Annotated in this window: 16 protein-coding genes; 7 read left to right on the top strand and 9 right to left on the bottom strand. The window is 56.8% G+C overall.

The features are described 5' to 3' along the window. Positions 1–56 precede the first annotated feature (56 nt). The 3 genes from VSS37_RS02095 to VSS37_RS02085 all read left to right on the top strand — a co-directional run bounded on the left by VSS37_RS02095 (position 57) and on the right by VSS37_RS02085 (position 4,292). On the top strand, positions 57–527 hold the full coding sequence (locus VSS37_RS02095) for a hypothetical protein (protein ID WP_324692965.1): 471 nt from the start codon (positions 57–59) through the stop codon (positions 525–527). Positions 528–646: 119 nt separating this feature from the next. Then, positions 647–3,484 carry a TIR domain-containing protein gene (locus VSS37_RS02090; protein WP_324692964.1) on the top strand — a complete coding sequence of 946 codons (2,838 nt, stop codon included), beginning with the start codon at positions 647–649 and terminating at the stop codon, positions 3,482–3,484. A gap of 235 nt (positions 3,485–3,719) precedes the next feature. Continuing rightward, positions 3,720–4,292 (top strand): Uma2 family endonuclease, encoded by a 573-nt coding sequence (locus VSS37_RS02085; RefSeq protein ID WP_324692963.1) that lies wholly within the window; start codon positions 3,720–3,722, stop codon positions 4,290–4,292. A 10-nt stretch (positions 4,293–4,302) separates the two neighbouring features. On the opposite strand, the gene VSS37_RS02080 is transcribed toward VSS37_RS02085, so the two are convergent. From VSS37_RS02080 to VSS37_RS02060, 5 genes are all read right to left on the bottom strand, one after another. After that, positions 4,303–5,439, bottom strand: coding sequence for an ABC transporter permease (locus VSS37_RS02080; RefSeq protein ID WP_324692962.1), 1,137 nt, complete (start codon positions 5,437–5,439; stop codon positions 4,303–4,305). Beyond that, the gene (locus VSS37_RS02075) at positions 5,436–6,374 is read right to left on the bottom strand and encodes an ABC transporter ATP-binding protein (RefSeq protein WP_324692961.1); all 939 of its coding nucleotides are present in this window, start codon (positions 6,372–6,374) and stop codon (positions 5,436–5,438) included. The genes VSS37_RS02080 and VSS37_RS02075 overlap by 4 nt, the downstream gene beginning before the upstream one ends. Continuing rightward, on the bottom strand, positions 6,371–7,360 hold the full coding sequence (locus VSS37_RS02070; protein WP_324692959.1) for an HlyD family secretion protein: 990 nt from the start codon (positions 7,358–7,360) through the stop codon (positions 6,371–6,373). The genes VSS37_RS02075 and VSS37_RS02070 overlap by 4 nt, the downstream gene beginning before the upstream one ends. Continuing rightward, positions 7,357–8,022 (bottom strand): CerR family C-terminal domain-containing protein, encoded by a 666-nt coding sequence (locus VSS37_RS02065; protein WP_324692958.1) that lies wholly within the window; start codon positions 8,020–8,022, stop codon positions 7,357–7,359. Before VSS37_RS02065 ends, VSS37_RS02070 begins: the two co-directional genes overlap by 4 nt. A 258-nt stretch (positions 8,023–8,280) precedes the next feature. Next, on the bottom strand, positions 8,281–8,709 hold the full coding sequence (locus VSS37_RS02060; RefSeq protein WP_324692957.1) for a CBS domain-containing protein: 429 nt from the start codon (positions 8,707–8,709) through the stop codon (positions 8,281–8,283). Between the two features lie 76 nt (positions 8,710–8,785). Here VSS37_RS02060 and truC point away from each other — a divergent pair, with 76 nt between their 5' ends. Then, on the top strand, positions 8,786–9,517 hold the full coding sequence (gene truC, locus VSS37_RS02055) for a tRNA pseudouridine(65) synthase TruC (RefSeq protein WP_324692956.1): 732 nt from the start codon (positions 8,786–8,788) through the stop codon (positions 9,515–9,517). A 160-nt stretch (positions 9,518–9,677) separates the two neighbouring features. Continuing rightward, entirely contained in the window at positions 9,678–10,289 is a 612-nt protein-coding gene (locus VSS37_RS02050; protein ID WP_324692954.1) for a hypothetical protein, read from the top strand. Positions 10,290–10,296: 7 nt separating this feature from the next. Here the strand turns inward: VSS37_RS02050 and VSS37_RS02045 are convergent, their stop codons facing one another. Beyond that, positions 10,297–11,205: an ROK family protein gene (locus tag VSS37_RS02045; RefSeq protein WP_324692953.1), complete on the bottom strand. Its 909-nt coding sequence runs from the start codon at positions 11,203–11,205 to the stop codon at positions 10,297–10,299. A gap of 126 nt (positions 11,206–11,331) precedes the next feature. On the opposite strand from VSS37_RS02045, the gene VSS37_RS02040 reads away from it, so the two are divergent. Next, complete coding sequence (locus VSS37_RS02040) at positions 11,332–12,279, top strand: sigma-54 interaction domain-containing protein (protein WP_324692952.1); 948 nt, start codon at positions 11,332–11,334, stop codon at positions 12,277–12,279. 184 nt (positions 12,280–12,463) lie between these two features. Beyond that, on the top strand, positions 12,464–13,132 hold the full coding sequence (locus VSS37_RS02035) for a C40 family peptidase (RefSeq protein WP_324692951.1): 669 nt from the start codon (positions 12,464–12,466) through the stop codon (positions 13,130–13,132). A 79-nt stretch (positions 13,133–13,211) separates the two neighbouring features. On the opposite strand, the gene VSS37_RS02030 is transcribed toward VSS37_RS02035, so the two are convergent. The 3 genes from VSS37_RS02030 to VSS37_RS02020 all read right to left on the bottom strand — a co-directional run bounded on the left by VSS37_RS02030 (position 13,212) and on the right by VSS37_RS02020 (position 16,758). Then, complete coding sequence (locus VSS37_RS02030; protein WP_324692950.1) at positions 13,212–13,769, bottom strand: copper chaperone PCu(A)C; 558 nt, start codon at positions 13,767–13,769, stop codon at positions 13,212–13,214. 24 nt (positions 13,770–13,793) lie between these two features. Continuing rightward, positions 13,794–15,830, bottom strand: a complete 2,037-nt coding sequence (locus VSS37_RS02025; RefSeq protein WP_324692949.1) for a TonB-dependent copper receptor — start codon at positions 15,828–15,830, stop codon at positions 13,794–13,796. Between the two features lie 151 nt (positions 15,831–15,981). Beyond that, positions 15,982–16,758, bottom strand: a complete 777-nt coding sequence (locus VSS37_RS02020; RefSeq protein WP_324692948.1) for an EcsC family protein — start codon at positions 16,756–16,758, stop codon at positions 15,982–15,984. Between the last annotated feature and the right edge of the window lie 125 nt (positions 16,759–16,883).

The raw sequence follows: 16,883 nt of genomic DNA, 5'->3' as shown, positions 1-16,883 counted from the left end.
GCTGTAAGGGCCACCGGGAGCCGCAAACAACAATAACCAACAACAAGGAGCAAACCATGTCACCTAAATCCATCGCCGCCCTGGCGCTTTTGGCCGCCATCCCCGCCTTTGCCAGCGACTACACCAGCTATTGCAATGACCGCTACGGTTTCTGCGTCGATTACCCATCCGGATTCGGCATGGGGCCCGCCTCGACCAACGATGACGGGCGCAAGTTCTACGATGAGGAAGGCTTCCAGATGACCGCCAGCGGCATCAACAACGTGCTGGACAGCACCGTCGCCAGTGAAATGAAAGGGCAAGAAAAGGACTTTGACACCGTCACCTACCGCAAGCGCAAAGACGATTGGTACGCCCTGTCCGGCTACAAAGACGGCAATATCTTGTATGTGAAAAGCTGGGTGGGCAGCGGCTCCATCAACACCCTCCACCTGCGTTACCCGACAGCCAAAAAGTCAGACTACGACGCAGCGGTCAACCACATTGTGCAATCTTTCAGGCCCGGCGACCTGGAGGAGGCGCATTAAAGGTAAATCGCCAGTCTTGAGTAAAGTATAAGCCACCGCCCCCATCAGTTGTCCGATAGAGGGTACAGATTTCCCGATAATCGACTACTATTGGAGAAACCACAACCCAGGGCGAGTGGATGACTGACGAGAGAAAATTTGCAGTGGCGCTCTCATTCGCCGGAGAACATCGCGGTTACGTGCGCAAAGTGGCAGAGCGCCTGGCCCAGACACTTGGGCGGGACGCCATTCTCTACGACGAATGGCTTAAGGCCAAATTTGCACGCCCCAACCTGGATACCCAGCTGCAAACTTATTATCAGCAGGCTCGGCTAGTCGTTCCCTTTCTCTCCAAGGAATACAAGGGCAAGTCATGGTGCGGACTGGAATGGCGTGCCATTCGTGACCGAATGCACAGAGATGAAGATGAGACCATGCTGCTGCGTTTCGACGACACCCCCATTGACGGAGTCTTTGGGCGGGTGGACGGCCACATTGATTTGCGCACCCAGAAACCAGAACAAACAGCCGAGCAAATATTACAGCGATTGGCGGAATTATCACCACCAATTCCTTTCCCACCCAAAAAACCACATGTCGATATTTCCCGTATCCCTCCTGTACATGGCACCATTTTCGGGCGGGAACAGGAGCTGGCCACACTGGATAAAGCTTGGCACAACCCCAAAACCAATGTCCTGTGCCTGACAGCCTGGGGTGGGGCCGGGAAAAGCATGCTGGTGCAAAGCTGGCTGGATAACCTGCGCGAAAAGGGCTGGCCAGACGCTGACAATGTTTTTGGCTGGTCATTTTATTCACGGGGCGCATCGGAAGAATGGCGGGCATCTGCGGATCGTTTTTTCGAAGATGCTTTTCGCTGGTTTGGCAGTTCGGAGAGCAGCACCACCTTTTCCCCCTGGATAAAAGGAGAAAAGCTGGCCAATCTGATTATGAAACAACCTACCCTGTTAATTCTGGACGGGCTTGAGCCTTTACAGGAACATTCGGGTGAACTGCGCGAACAGGGCATGAAATCCTTGCTGCGTTATTTGAGCACCAGCAATTGGAATGGTTTGTGCCTGATCACCTCCCGCATCAACTTTCGCGATATTCGCATCGATGGCAGCCGGGTTTGTTCATTGCACCTGGAGCGCTTGTCATCTGAGGCTGGTAGTGCTTTGTTGCGCGGCAAGAATCTTCATGGCCCCGAGCAAGAATTTTATGATGCAGTCGAAAGTGTGCAAGGCCATGCTCTCAGCCTGACGCTGTTAGGCAATGCCTTGGCAGAGTTGTATGGCGGCGACCTGACAAAGCGCAAGCGGATTCGCCTGTCCAAAGACAATCATGCCACCAGCCTGATGGCTTTTTATGAGCATAAGCTGAAAGCAACACCAGAGCTCATGATCCTGTATCTACTGGGTTTGTCTGACCGTGCCCTGCACCCTGATACTGTAAATCTCCTGCTGGCACCGGATAACTCACCCTGGTATGCGGATCTGTTCAGTGTCCGTCACCGGAACAAATACGAAAAGCTGCTGGCTCCCATCCGTGACCTGGATGAAGGGGGACGCAAGCAGGCATTCCACCGTCTGGAAAACATGGAGCTGATCTTCAATACAAAACCAGGTAAAGCGGATACAGAAGCCAATAAGAAAATTTTGAGCGAAGACTATGCTTTTGACTGCCATCCGCTCATCCATGAATATTTCGGCCAGCGTTTTAAACAGTCATGGAAAGAAGCCTGGAGTATGGCGCATGAACGCTTGTATCGCCATTACCGGGATTCAGCCAAGGATCTGCCCGACACACTGGGCGAAATGGAACCATTGTTCGCCGCCGTCATGCACGGGTGCCAGGCAGGCAAAGCCCAACAGGCCATGGATGAAGTCTATTGGCCACGTATCCGCCGCAAGGATGATGCTTACATTTCCAAAGTCTTGGGTGCCATCCCCACTTCACTCGCAATCCTGTCTAATTTCTTCGTCAAGACATGGAATGAGCCATTGCCAAAACTCAGCAGTGAAACCAAAGCCGACGTGTTAAGTTGGGCTGGCTACCGCCTGCGCGCACTGGGGCGGTTGGAAGCCGCCAAGGAACCGCTGGCGACCAGCTTGGCCATGTATGAAGCGTGGGCGGACTGGACTAATGCGGCCAATGCCGCCAGCAACTTGGCAGGCCTATATTTAACGCTGGGTGAGACAGACAAAGCACAAATTTATGCCAAAACAAGCGTGGAATACGCTGACCTTTCAGGAATCCCCAGTGAACGTGCAGCCCGCCGGACAACCCTGGCCGATATTCTCCACCAGATAGGCAAACTGGATGAAGCTGAACAATATTTCACGATTGCCGAACAGATTCACCAAGAAGACGCCAATGAGAAATGTAAGTACCTACATTCCTTGTGGGGCTTCCGTTACTGTGACTTCCTGCTAGGGCAAGGACGTTGGAAGGAGGTGTTAATACGCGCTGAAAAAGTCAGGCAGGCCAATGAATGCAAACAGCAAAAACTGGAAATAGCCCTGAACAAGCTGATGTTCGGGCGTGCCCATCTGGCGCAGGCCCAAGCTGAAAATTTTCAGGATGCCAACGTCCTGCAATTGGCCGAGCAATACATCAACCAGGCCACTGAAGCACTGCGCACCGCCAATGAAAACCACCATTTGCCCAAAGGCTATCTGACCCGCGCCCGTTTCTACCGCTTGCTGCGCCAAAAACCTGAGGTTATCCGCAGCGACCTGGATAATGTATTTGCCATTTCCAAACACAGAACCGGCAACATGCGCTTGTACCAAACCGACTACCACATTGAGTCAGCCTGGTTTGCGCTGGATGAAAGCAGGCTGGATGACGCCCGCCAGCACGCGCAGGAAGCCAAACGCCTGATCGAGGAAACCCACTACAACCGCCGCCTGCCGGAGCTGACAGAACTACAGCAAGCCTTACAAACCGCAAGCCAGTCCAGCGTCCGCTTATAAAACTTCGACCCCAGCGCCATGACCACCAGCATGAACAGCAGGATCGGCCACATGAGCTTACAGGCTATATTCGCCGCTATCGCCATAAATGCGGATGTATCCAGCAGATACGAGAGCACACCCGGCCAGCAGACGCCCGCTGACCCTTTCCGTATCAACGCTGCCAGATTTCGTTGCGATACCCGGCATATTTCAAATTGTTGTATAGTCGAAAACATCGTGACGGAGGCAAACCATGCAGCCAGTCAAATTCCACATCACCCGCGAAGAATATCTGCAACTGGATGAAGCCGCCGCAGATGAAAAATACGAATTTTACAATGGCGAAATGTACGCCATGGCGGGCGGCACGTATAACCATGCCCGGATCAGCCTGAACGCCACCACGGAACTGGATGTCCGCCTGCGCGGCAAGCCCTGCCAACCAATGAATAGTGACATGCGCGTTTCCACCCCTTCCGGCCTGGACACTTACCCCGACGCCTCGGTCTACTGCGACCCGCCCGCACTGGCTGACAATAACCGTACACTGCTAAACCCTGTGCTGATTATCGAAGCCCTGTCCGCAAGCACCCGCAGCTATGACCGTGGCGACAAGTTCATGAACTACCGCTCCATTCCCAGCCTGAAGGATTACCTGCTGATCGACTCGGAAGCCGTGCTGGTTGAGCATTACCAGCGCCTGGGAACCTATGAATGGCGTTTGTCCGAATACCGCCAGTTGACGGATGTGCTGAGGCTGGAGTCCATTGGGGAGACAGTGGAAATTACATTCTTCTATGCAGGTGTAAAGTTCGAGCCAACCTGAACCTCACTGCCTAATCCAGCGTCCGCTTATAAAACTTCGACCCCAGCGCCATGACCACCAGCATGAACAGCAGGATCGGCCACATGTGCGGCCACAGTTCCGGCAGCGTATTGCCTTTCAGCATAATGCCGCGCACCAGCCGCAGGAAATGCGTCAGCGGCAATGCGTTGCCAATCACCTGCGCCCATTCCGGCATCCCACGGAACGGGAACATGAAACCGGACAGCAAAATCGACGGCAGGAAGAAAAAGAACGTCATCTGCATCGCCTGCAACTGATTGCGGGCAATGGTGGAAAAGGTCATCCCCAGCGTCAGGTTGGCGGCGATGAACATCAGCGTCACACCGTACAACAGAGCCAGACTGCCCTGAAACGGCACATCGAAAATGAATTTCGCCGCCAGCAGGATCAAGCTCATTTGTACAAAACCGATCACGATATAAGGCACGATCTTGCCCACCATGACTTCCAGCGGTTTGGCCGGGGTCGCCAGCAGGTTCTCGAAGGTGCCACGTTCGCGCTCACGGGTCATCGCCAAGCCCGTCATCAACACCATGGTCATGGTCAGGATCACCCCCATCAGCCCCGGCACGATGTTGTACTGGGTAATGCCTTCCGGGTTGTAACTGCGGTGCATACGCACTTCAAATGGCGCATCACCCGGACGCAGTTTCGCCAGTGGCCCGGTCAGGTCACGGTTCAGCACCGACTGCCCCAGGCTCGCCAGCGAAGCCAGTGCATTACTGGTGGCTGCCGGGTCGGTCGCATCCGCTTCCAGCAGTATCGCCGGATGTTCACCCCGCACCAGTTTGCGCGCAAAGTCCTGCGGAATATTCACCACAAACTGCACGTCGCCTTCTGCCAGCAAGCGGTTGGCCTCCACCTCACTGCTGACTTTCTGAATGATCTGGAAATAGCCGGTATTCTCCAGGCTACGGACAAAAGTACGGGTAAACACACTGTTATCCTGCACCAGAATCGCGGTCGGCAGGTGTTTGGGGTCGGAGTTGATGGCAAACCCAAACAACAGCAACTGCATGATGGGAATCCCCATGATCATGCCGAAGGTCAAACGGTCACGCCGCATCTGGATGATTTCCTTGAAAGAAATACCCAGCAAACGATTCAGGGAAGCACCGAGTGTCATGCTGCCGCCTCCTGTTGGCGAATGTGCCGCTCCATCAGGCTGATAAAGACATCCTCCAGCCCCGCATCAATCTGTTCCCAATGGAAACCAGCTTGCTGGAGGAAAGGTTGCAAGGCGGCTTCCAGCCCTGCGGCATCGGTGCCGACGACGTGCAGGCGGCTACCGAAAGCGGTGACCTGTTCCACCGCAGACAGTTGTTTCAACTGGTTCGCCAACTGGTGCAGGCCGCTGTCGCCACTGACTTCCCAGGCCACCAGTTTCTGGCTGGCAATGACTTCCTTGATCGTGCCTGTCACCAGCAGTTTGCCGTAAGCAATGTAGGCCAGTTTGTGGCAGCGCTCGGCCTCGTCCATGTAGTGGGTGGAAACCAGCACCGAGATGCCTTCCGCCGCCAGCTTATGGATTTCATCCCAGAATTCGCGTCGCGCCTGCGGATCGACACCAGCAGTAGGCTCATCCAGCAACAGCAGTTGTGGTTCGTGCATCATGCAGGCGGCCAGGGCCAGACGCTGCTTCCAACCACCGGAGAGTGCGCCTGCCAATTGGTTACGGCGTTCCTTCAGGCCCAGTTTGACCAGCACTTCGTCCACCGCCTGATTGCGGCGTTTCATGCCGTACATGCGCGCAATGAAGTCGAGGTTTTCGCGGATGGTGAGATCCTCCCACAACGAGAACCGCTGGGTCATGTAGCCGACATGACGCTTGATGGCGGCGGTTTCGCGCAATACGTCGTAGCCGAGGCATTGGCCTGAGCCACTGTCCGGCGTGAGCAAACCGCACAACATGCGGATCGAGGTGGTTTTGCCGCTGCCGTTGGGGCCGAGGAAACCGAAGATTTCCCCTTTGCGCACCTGCATGTCCAGGTCTTGTACGACGTGTTTGTCGCCGAAATGCTTGTTGATGCCGTGCACGTCAATGACCAGATCGCTTGTCATTGCGGTTGCCCTCCGGGGTTCCCCCCCTTCCCCAACCCTTCCAGCGCAATATCCACCGGCTGCCCTACCTTCAAGCGCGCCGCATTCGCCGCATCCGGCACGGCTTCCACCATGTACACCAGTTTGGCGCGCGAATCTTTGCTGTAGATCACCGGCGGCGTGTATTCGGCTTGCGGGGATATGTAGCTGATGTGCAGCGGAATCGGTTCCCCACAACCATCGCAGCCACCCTGCACCGTCTGCCCGGTTTGCAATTCGCCCAGCTGCGGCTCGGGAACGAAGAAACGTACCTTGCGGTTTTCCGGCGGCAGGATGCTGATCACAGGGCTGCCCGCCGCAACCCATTCACCAGGCTGATAGTAGGTATCATTGACCAAGCCATCACGGGTGGCGACGACGCTTTTCTGTCCAAGTTGCCAGTCAGCCTGCTCCAGGGCGGCGCGGGCAGAGGCGACATTGGCTTCGGCAGCTTTCACCGCATCCGGGCGGGCGGCAAGTTCGGCCACTTTCACTTGCGCTTCCAGTTCGCTGACCTTGGCCTTCGCCAGTCTGTCATTGGCGCGGGCGGTGTCGATCTGGTCGCTGGCAACAAAGCGGCCTTTCACCAGCCGTTCGACACGCTGCAATTCGGCCGCGGCCAGTTGGGCGGAAGCCTTGGCCTGCGCCAGCTGGGCGCGGATAACCTGCAACTCTTGCGGGCGTTTGCCGGATTGCAGGTCGGCCAGTTGCGCTTCGGCGGCATGCAGGCGGTCTTCGGCCCCCTGACGGGCGGCGGTTTCGTTCTGCTGTTCGAGGGTGAAAGCGGGCGCGCCCTGTTTGACCTGCGCACCACGCTGTACGGCCAGGGTTTGCAGCGTACCGGCGAATGGGGCGGCGAGGCGCACGTATTCACCTTCGACATAACCTTGTAGCCCGCCGTCACGACTTTCTTCACAGGAAGACAGCAGCGGCAGACAGGCAAACAACAGGGCAAGGGTAACTTTCATGGTGTACTCCTGTGCTGGGCGGCCAGGGCTTGCAGACCGGCCCAGGAAAAATCAGCGATGTGCTGCGCCAGTTCCTCCAGCTTGGCGGCATTGCCATAGAAGCTAGGGCGGAACTTGGCGACCAGGGGTTGCAACGCAGCGTAGACAATAATCTGCCCGACAATGCTAATGGCAGCGCGGGCAATGGTGTCCGGTGGGGTATCGGCGCCGAACAGTTCAGCAATCAGCTCATTCAGCACGCTGTACTGCGGCTGGATGAAACGTTCAAACATCATGTCGAGCGCCGTGGTCGGGTTGCTGGCTTCACGCACGATTAGGCGGGCAATGCGTGACGGGCTTTCCGGGTCGAGCACACGCATGACGAAGGCGCGAATGAAAAAACGGAAACGTTCTTCCAGTGACAGGCCCGGATCGGGTGGAGTGAGCGGGGTGGAACGGATGACGTTTTCCGCATGGTATTGCAGCACCGCGAAATACAAACCTTCCTTGCTGCCGAAATGGTAGTTGATGGCGGAAAGCCGTATTCCGGCGGCATCGGCAATATCCCGCACCCGTGCGGCGCGAAAACCGGATTCGATGAATACGTCAGTGGCCGCGTCGATCAACATCTGCCGGGTTTCATCGCCAATAGCGTGTTTGGGTGGCTTGGGACGTGAATGCATGTCATCTCCCTGAGAGCTTTTGGAAATATTTTATGGAAAAAATTTTCCAATTTAAAGCACAAAAATACCACACACTGCTATTGGCGCATACCGGCAACAGCAAATCCCAAGACCTGATAAAGCAGAAAACCAACATGGCTTGCTGGTTGCAAAGGAGGTAATTAGAGAAAAATCAGTGGGCTGCAAGATAGATGGGGGGAGCCGCAATGCTCCCCCTGTATTAGAAGGGTTAAACCAACTTGGCCGTAAGGAACCTGCTCAACCCCGGATGTAACCCACCAGTTGGTCAATCATGAACTGTTGCTCGGAAATCACTTCCTTGACCAGGTCGCCGATTGACACCAGACCCACCAATTCGCCACCCTCCACGACCGGAAGGTGGCGGATGCGCTTTTCTGTCATGATCGCCATGCCTTCCTGAATGGACTGCTCCGGCCTTATCACCACCACCGGGCTGGACATGGCCTCTTCCACCCGCAGGTGTTCGGCGCTCCGGTCATGCAGGACAATTTTGCGGGTATAGTCCTGTTCCGAAATGATCCCCTTGAGACTGCCACCTTCCAACACCAGTAATGCGCCCACCCGCTTTTCCGCCATTGTCTTGACCGCATCGATAATGCTGACCGCCGGATCAACGCTATAGACTTGACCGCCTTTTCTAGCCAATACCTGACTGATGGTTTTCATCGCCACTCCTCCTTTTATGTCATTGCCATTAATATTAGCCCCTTATCCGCAACCTGTAGTAAAGGGGCTGAAAACTGTGCTGGAAATTCTCCACCGCGACGAATGCCTGGTCGCCATCAACAAACCCTCCGGCCTGTTGGTGCACCGCAGCCTGATCGACAAGCATGAAACCCGTTTCGCCATCCAGCTGACCCGCGACCAGATCGGGCAAAAAGTCTACCCGGTGCACCGTCTCGACAAGCCCACGTCCGGCGTGCTGCTGTTTGCGCTCGACAGCGCCACCGCCCGCCTGCTGACGGAACAGTTCACCGCCGGGCTAGTGCAAAAAAGCTACCTCGCCATCGTGCGGGGCCACACGGAGGAATCCGGCGTCATCGACTACCCACTGCAAGAGGAACTGGACAGGATCGCCGATGCGGACGCAAACCAGGACAAGGCAGCGCAAGCAGCCATCACCCACTACCGGCGGCTAGCGACCGCTGAATTCCCCTACCCGGTCGGACGCTACCTTACAGCACGCTATTCCCTGCTGGAATTACAACCCAAAACTGGGCGCAAGCACCAGCTCCGCCGTCATCTGAAGCATATTTTTCATCCAATTGTAGGAGACACCACACACGGCGACGGCAAACACAATGCGCTGTTCCGGGAGAAGTTTGGCAGCCACCGCTTGCTGCTGCACGCCAACGCCATGCAGTTGCAGCATCCTCATCGCCCTGAAACATTACACATCTCCGCACCCGCGCCAGCTGCCTTCCAGGCGATAGCGGCATTGTTCCTGCCGCCTGAATCTTCGTCACCGCCCTAATCTGGTGAATTAATTAAAAACACCAACCAGATACAAACTGCCCAATAAAGCCGCAAAACCTGTAACGTTCCTGTTATTGATAATAACGCTTATGCTTGGTACGGTTATTGCTTGTCCACTAAGCGCCAATAATCAGATCACCACCAGTCAGAGGCTTATCATGGAAAGGCATTCCCAATTCACCTTGTCCGAAATTATGGACAAACTCGCCCATATTCTGGCGCATAAACAGACCGGCACCTTTTTCATCGCCACCGATGCCAATACGTCCTGCCGTTTCGCCATCGATAGCGGAAAAATAACCCATTGCGCCCATAAACGCGACCACGGCGTCGCCGCCCTACTCAGCCTGCAAGAAATCAGCGGTGGCTCTTGTTCCTTTTCGGAGAACCAGAGCATTCCCTTCCGCCAGGAATCCATCGTCGACCACCAGACCTGCCTGGACATCCTGAACTTGCGCCCCGTCATTCCGGCCAAATCGGCACCTGCCCCCGAAGCTCCCGCCAGCAGCTCCCCGGCCCCGTTGGTCAAGCAAGCGCCCCCTGCCCGTTATTACCGTGGGCAAACATCCGCCCCCGAGCAGGAAGAAACACCCACCGCCGCCACCAGCGAGCCCGCCAAACAACCGCCTGCTGCGCCCACCCGCTATTACCGGGGGCAACCGATACCCCAGGAAGAAAAACCTGCCGCCACCGAACCCAGCAGACAGGCGGCCCCGACTCCAGCGTCCACGCCCAACGCCCCTCCCAAGCGATTTTATCGAGGAGCCTGAAACGGATTTAACCCAACAATTCACGCCCCAACCAGGCCGCACCACGCACGCCGCTTGAATCCCCAAAATGAGGCGCAACCAGCCGTGTGCTGACCTGATCTGAAAAGACATATTGCCCCCACCGCTGCGGCACGCTGATATATAGCCGCTGAATATTGGATAGCCCACCACCCAACACAATAACATCAGGGTCAAGGATATTGATGACATGGGCAAGGCTTTTCGCCATACGTTCCTCATACGCCTGCAACAACCGTTCCGCCAACAAATCACCCTGCCCTGCCAACTGCACGATCGCCGCAACCGACCGCTTCCCCCCTCCCGCATGGGCAAATTCCGCCTCAAATCCAGGGCCGGACAACCACGTTTCAATGCAGCCATGCTTGCCGCAGTAACACGGCTTGCCAGGCAATTCAGCAGCTTCCGGCCACGGCAACGGGTTATGCCCCCATTCCCCGCCAATGGCGTTGGCACCACTTAGCACCCGGCCATGCACCACCACGCCTGCGCCCGTACCTGTACCCACAATCACGCCAAACACCACTTCCGCCCCCGCCGCAGCGCCATCTGTGGCTTCAGACAGCGCGAAACAATTGGCGTCGTTGCCGATTTTCACCCGCCGTCGCAACAATACCTCCAGGTCGTGATGCATGGGCTTGCCGTTCAGCGCCACCGAATTGGAATTTTTCACCAAGCCAGTCGCTGGGGAAATGGCTCCGGGTGCGCCGACGCCCACCGTGCAGGTTTGCCCAGCGAAGCGTTCCGCCTCTTCCACCAGTTGGCGCACCACCTGCAAGGTCGCCGCATACTGGCCTTGCGGCGTGGGCAGGCGTTTGCGGAAACATTCCCTGCCCGCCGCATCCAACAGCAACACTTCAATTTTGGTTCCGCCAAGGTCAATTCCGATGTGCGCCATACTTCCTCATGTTTCGGGCTTACAGGCTTTCCGGCAACAACTTGAAATAAGTCATTGCCTCCCGCCGCCATTCTACGTTAATTATGGTAGCCGTTTCCGGCATAACCCCCAATGACAGGCAAGGCCATGCAATTTGATGACATTTTAACCCATTCTCCACTGCTGGAAGCCGTATTGCGTTCCGCCCACCTGATTGCGCAAACCGAAGCCAGCGTGCTGATCACCGGCGAATCCGGCACCGGCAAGGAACTGGTCGCACACGCCATGCACGCCGCCAGCCCTCGCAGGCTCAAGCCCTTCGTCACCGTCAATTGCGCCGCGCTGCCGGAAACACTGGCCGAATCGTTGCTGTTCGGACACCGCAAAGGCGCTTTCACCGGAGCCGACAGCCAGCAGGTTGGCCTGATTGGCGCTGCCGACGGCGGGACACTGTTTTTGGATGAAATCGGCGAACTGCCGCTGAACCTGCAAGCAAAATTGCTGCGTTTTCTGGAATCGGGCGAAGTCCTGCCGTTGGGGGAATCCCGGCCACGCCAGTTGAATGTGCGTGTATTCGCCGCCACCCACCGGGATTTGTATGCCATGGCGCAAACTGGCGACTTCCGCCCCGACCTGTTTTACCGCCTCAATATCGTGCCAGTTGAACTGCCGCCATTGCGCGAACGCAGGGAAGACATCGACTTGCTGATGAAACATTTCCTGCGCCAATTCGCCGCCCAGCACAAACTGCCTGCCGCCACCTTGGGCAAAGACGCCCGCCAACACCTGTTGCGCCACCGTTGGGACGGCAATGTGCGTGAATTGCGCAACCTGTGCGAGCGCCTCAGCATCCTGCTGGCCGGACGCGAAATCGGCTTCACCAACCTGCCGCTGGAAGTGCGCAAGCCGGTACGCGCCAGCGCCGCCTCCCCTTTCAGCCTGCCCGAAACGGGCGTCAATCTGGAAGAACTGGAGCGCGACCTGCTCAACCAGGCGCTGGAACGCACCAGCCACAACAAGACCCACGCCGCCCGCCTGCTCGGCATCAGCCGCGACGCATTGAATTACCGGCTGAAAAAATACGAACTGGCTTGAAAATCAGCTAAAACCGGCTTTCATGGCTCAGTTATTGGCCATGTATACACCTATATTCTGCTCACAAGATGATCAATCCACACGATAGCGCCCATTTCACGCCTTAGGTCGGGAACGCTTGGCGGAACCAGGATTTCCCTGCCAAAACTGAGGGTTATCAGGACGAGGTGAGGGAGTAGGGAGTATGTTGGCCAAGCAAATCCAAACGCTGAAGTATTCGATTATGGGTTCCGCCATGTTGGCGATGGCGGGTTGCAGCAGCATGCCACGCCAGATATTGCCCTTCCAGCAAACCGCAACACCCGACAAAAGCCGGGACATTCAACAAGAAACCACCAAACCCATCCACAAAACACAGGCGGCCATCCCGCCAGCAGCGCCATCAACGGCGCAAGCCGCCAGCCCCACGCCAACCGTTCCGACGGAAGCAGAACCACCCGCCATCACCAGCTTGGATAAAGTGGCCTACTGCGCATTGCGGCAACGCGGCAAAGGCTATTGCTGGGGCGGCAACAGCCCGATGAAAGGTTTCGATTGCAGCGGCCTGACCCAATATTCCTTCCGGCAAGGTGCCAGCATCGACATTCCCCGCACCGCCGCCGCCCAATACCAAGCCGCCATCAAAGTGCCGAAAGAGAAAGCAGGCCGGGGTGATTTGGTGTTTTTCCGCACCCGTGGCAACCAAGTCAGCCATGTCGGCATTTATCTCGGTGAAGACCGTTTTGTCCACGCACCGCGCACCGGCAAACCAATCACCACCACCAAGCTGGAAGGCTACTGGAAACGCAGGCTGGTGGGGTTTGGGCGCATTCCGGGCGCTTGCCAACCGCTACTGCCCAAAAGCGTGGTGTGACAGAAACGGGGCGCACCCTGGGGGAGTACGCCCCAACGGGGGACAAACCAGACGTATTATTGGGGTGAGGACAATTCCATCAGTATTTCAGGGCACCCATCGATTCCATCTTACCGTCAGCGGGCGGGGTGACCTCTTGGACAGGCGCATCGACCGTGCTGCTGGAGCCATCTTCAAATGTCAGGGTAAGCGGGACAGTTTCCCCCACTTTCAGCTCCTGCTTCAGGCCAATCAGCATGATGTGCAAACCACCTGACTTTAATTCCGTGCGCCCTTTGGCAGGGACATCGATCTTGTCGACCTGACGCATTTCCATCACCCCATTGTTGTCGGTATGGGTATGCAGTTCCACCGTAGTCACCGCCGGACTGGCTGCTGAAGCAACACTGTGGTCGGTGTCCGAATCATTCAGCAAGGTCATGAAAGCAGCGCTGTTGGTCTGGCCCGGTGCAACAGCGCGGACAAAAGGATTTTCCACCTTGATGGCGTCGGCGGCTTTGGCGGCGGTTTCCGCCGGGGCGGCAGATTCAGCGCCACTTGCCGGTGCCGCCGCTTTGGTGGCGTCAGCATCGGCATGGCAAACGCTAGCCAGAGAAATCATGGTGCCTAACAAAACGGCGCGGAATGGTGTTTGCATGGTTATGTCCCTTATTGATCCAGATTAGAATTCGGTTTCCAGTTTCAGCCAGGCGGTGCGGCCCGGCTCATTGACCCGCCCAATCGTACCACTCAAATCCAGGTTGCGGCGATTGACGTGCTCGGCGTAGGTTTTGTCCAACAGGTTATCCACCCCGAAGCGAACCTTGACAGACTTGTTCAGATGGTAACGGCCATAAGCATCCACGACGCCATAACCGGCGCTTGTCCCGACTTCGGTGGTGCCCAGCATGGCGGTGTCAATGCGATCCTGTCCGGCAGCGAAGCGCACCCGTGCGCCGCCGCCCCATTTTGTATGGTTGTAATCGAGTTGTACTTTGCCATTCAGCGGCGGGGTCTGGGCAATCGGGCGGTCATCTGCCGTGTTAGTGCGCTTAACATAGGCCAGATCGCCGGAAAGCTTGAAACGTTCCCCCAACTTAGCCTCCGCCCCCAGCTCCGCGCCGATTAATTCTGCGGCGACATTGCGGTAGATTTGCGCTCCGGCCTGAGCGCCGCTTGTCACCTTGTCACGCAGGATAAAATCCTCCACCTGATCAGCAAACACTGTGCCGCTCCAGCGCACCTTGCCGCGCTGTTGGCTAACACCCAAATCCAACTGGTTATGCTGTTCAGGCTTGATATTGGGGTTGCCGACCCAGCGGTCTGTAGCCACCATCCCCCATTTGTTGATGTAACGTTCGGTTTCATCAGCGGTGCGCACAGTATGGCTGACGCCAGTGAAGACCGTAGTGTCCGCATTCAACGGCTTTTCATAGCGCAGCAAGCCGCCAACATTGGTTTCATCCTTGCCCTCCGCGCCATAGCCATAGAGGGCGGTGTAATTCTGGTTGGCGGTGCGGCCACTGACCACTACGCCAGCCTTGTCGGCTGACGCCTTGACCTGATCGACGCGCAATCCGTACTTGAGTTTGCCGCCAGCAGCCAACGTGGTTTCCGCTTCGGCAAACACGCCGGTCTGGTCGGTGGCGGCACCCGGCCACATCAACGACGTATCCATGCCGGTGGTGATGTTTTTCATCGTGGCGTTGCGCTCACGATCCTGCACATTCAGGCCGTAAGTGATTTCCGTGTTGTCACCCGCCTTGGATTTCAGCGCCAACCGGCCACCGGTGGTGTCGGAGGTGGTGGGGACAGACATTTTCGTGCCGGTATTGGCGCGCAAGCTGTAGTTGTCCATCACATGTTCGACTTGGCTGCTGTAGATTTCCGCATCCACACTGCCGACCTTGCCAGCGAATTTGTCCTGGTACTTGAGGCGATGGATGTCGGCCTTTTCAGTGGGGCTGTCCATATTGGCACCTGGGTAGAGCGCATCAGAAAAGCCGTTGTTTTCGTAGCTGTATTCAAACAGCCGATCCGTGGTTGGCGTGGCACCCAGCACCACCCCCGCCTGACGGTGCTGGTACGCGGCGCGGACTTCATTGCCATCGCCATCATCGTAATTGCCTGCGTCACGATCTTGCGCAAAGAGGCGCGCATAGCCGTTATCGCCACCCTTGATGACATCGGCGGACAGGTCATGCTTAACCCCGTTATCCATGGCGGTGGCGGAAACCTTGCCGCTCCAGCCATCTTCCGGATCGATCAGGCTACGGGTGTCGCGCTCGAACAGCACCGTGCCGCCACTGCCGCCAGAACCGTATTGCAGGGTTTGCACGCCCTTTTCCACCGTGACTTTTTCATAGGTTTCCAACGCCGCATAACTGGCGGGCGGATCCATGCGGTTGGGGCAACCACCATGGATATAAGCGCCGTCCAACAGCACATTCAGTTGGGTTTGGGATTGGCCACGGATGATCGGCTCGATGCCGCGCCCGCCAAACCGGCTGCCGGACACGCTGTTTAACTGCCGGAGGAAATCACCGCCATCCGCTGGCAGGACTGCGCTCCGCTCGGCGGACAATGGCTGTGTTTCATGGGGGGAAACCGGCTTTTTGCTGGATTTGATGTCCACCACCAACGTGTCATCAGCCAGCACAACAGCGCTTAAGGTCAAAAGGGAACCCAGTAAAATCAGGCGGCTCGGGGGGTACGGCATGGCAAAACCTTTCAAACATTGATGGCCACCCTAAAAGCAACCCTCATGCCAATAACCAATTATATGATTTTAAGAAGGTTATCCGGGCAACACCAAAATAGGCTGCGAGAAATCACACAGTCAGGCGCGCGATTTCACGCAGCAACCCGCATCACAGGCTGTGGTAAACCTGTTTGACCAGCACTGGGCCGTAAGCGCGCTCCAGACGGCGCACGGTGAAATGGCCACGGCTCATATTCTGGAAATGGTCGGCAAACAGCGTATTGACCAGCGCCCCACCGGCAGCGCCCAACGCTGGCAACGCTTGCGCAATCGCCTTTTCGGTGACCGGAATGCCGAAACGCGCCGCCACCTGCGTAATGAAGCTCACCAGCGGCGGCGCGGTATTTTGGGTGACGCTGCGGCTGGCCATGTATTCAACCGCATCCGACAGGGATTTGGCCAAAGCCGCCCGCACCGCAAAATAGCCGGACTCCACCGCATCGTCATTGCTGGCCGGGCCGCCCAGGGCGAACACTTCCAGGCAGGCCAGCCGGGTTTCCGGCGAACGGATGCTTTCGCCTTCACTGCGTGCAATATCAGCAATCGAACGCAGGATGATCGTGGTCGACACCGGCAGTTCAATCGCCAATGCGGGCAGTCCGAATGCACCGCCCGCCGCGCCACTGACACCCGCGAAGGTCTTGTGCAGCCAGTCCGACGAACGTTGCTGCGGCCCGTCGTCCATGGTGGAAATGGCGAAATCCAGCGCGGTTCCCAGCGCCTTGCGGGTGGTTGTGATGATGATCTCGTTGGCACCATCCGGCAGCATCGACAGCCCCTTTTCAATCGGCGCGCCGATAACATTGCTGATACGGGCGGCAAGGCTAGGATTTTCCAGTAGGTTTTTGGCTTGGCGTAAGTCGGCAAGGTCGTCGCTGGTCATCATGCGGATTCACTCATCAGTGATAACTGAGGCAGTTTATTCTAAAAATTGGGATAACGTAATAAAGGCTACAGGGAACCTCTAAAAACCCACCGCCGCGCCTGATTATGAGATAATGGCCACTGATA

The sequence above is a fragment of the Candidatus Thiothrix phosphatis genome (genome assembly GCF_035668035.1).
GTDB lineage: Bacteria > Pseudomonadota > Gammaproteobacteria > Thiotrichales > Thiotrichaceae > Thiothrix > Thiothrix phosphatis.
Note: the sequence above shows the minus strand (reverse complement) of the source record. Positions and strands in the feature narration are given on the sequence as shown.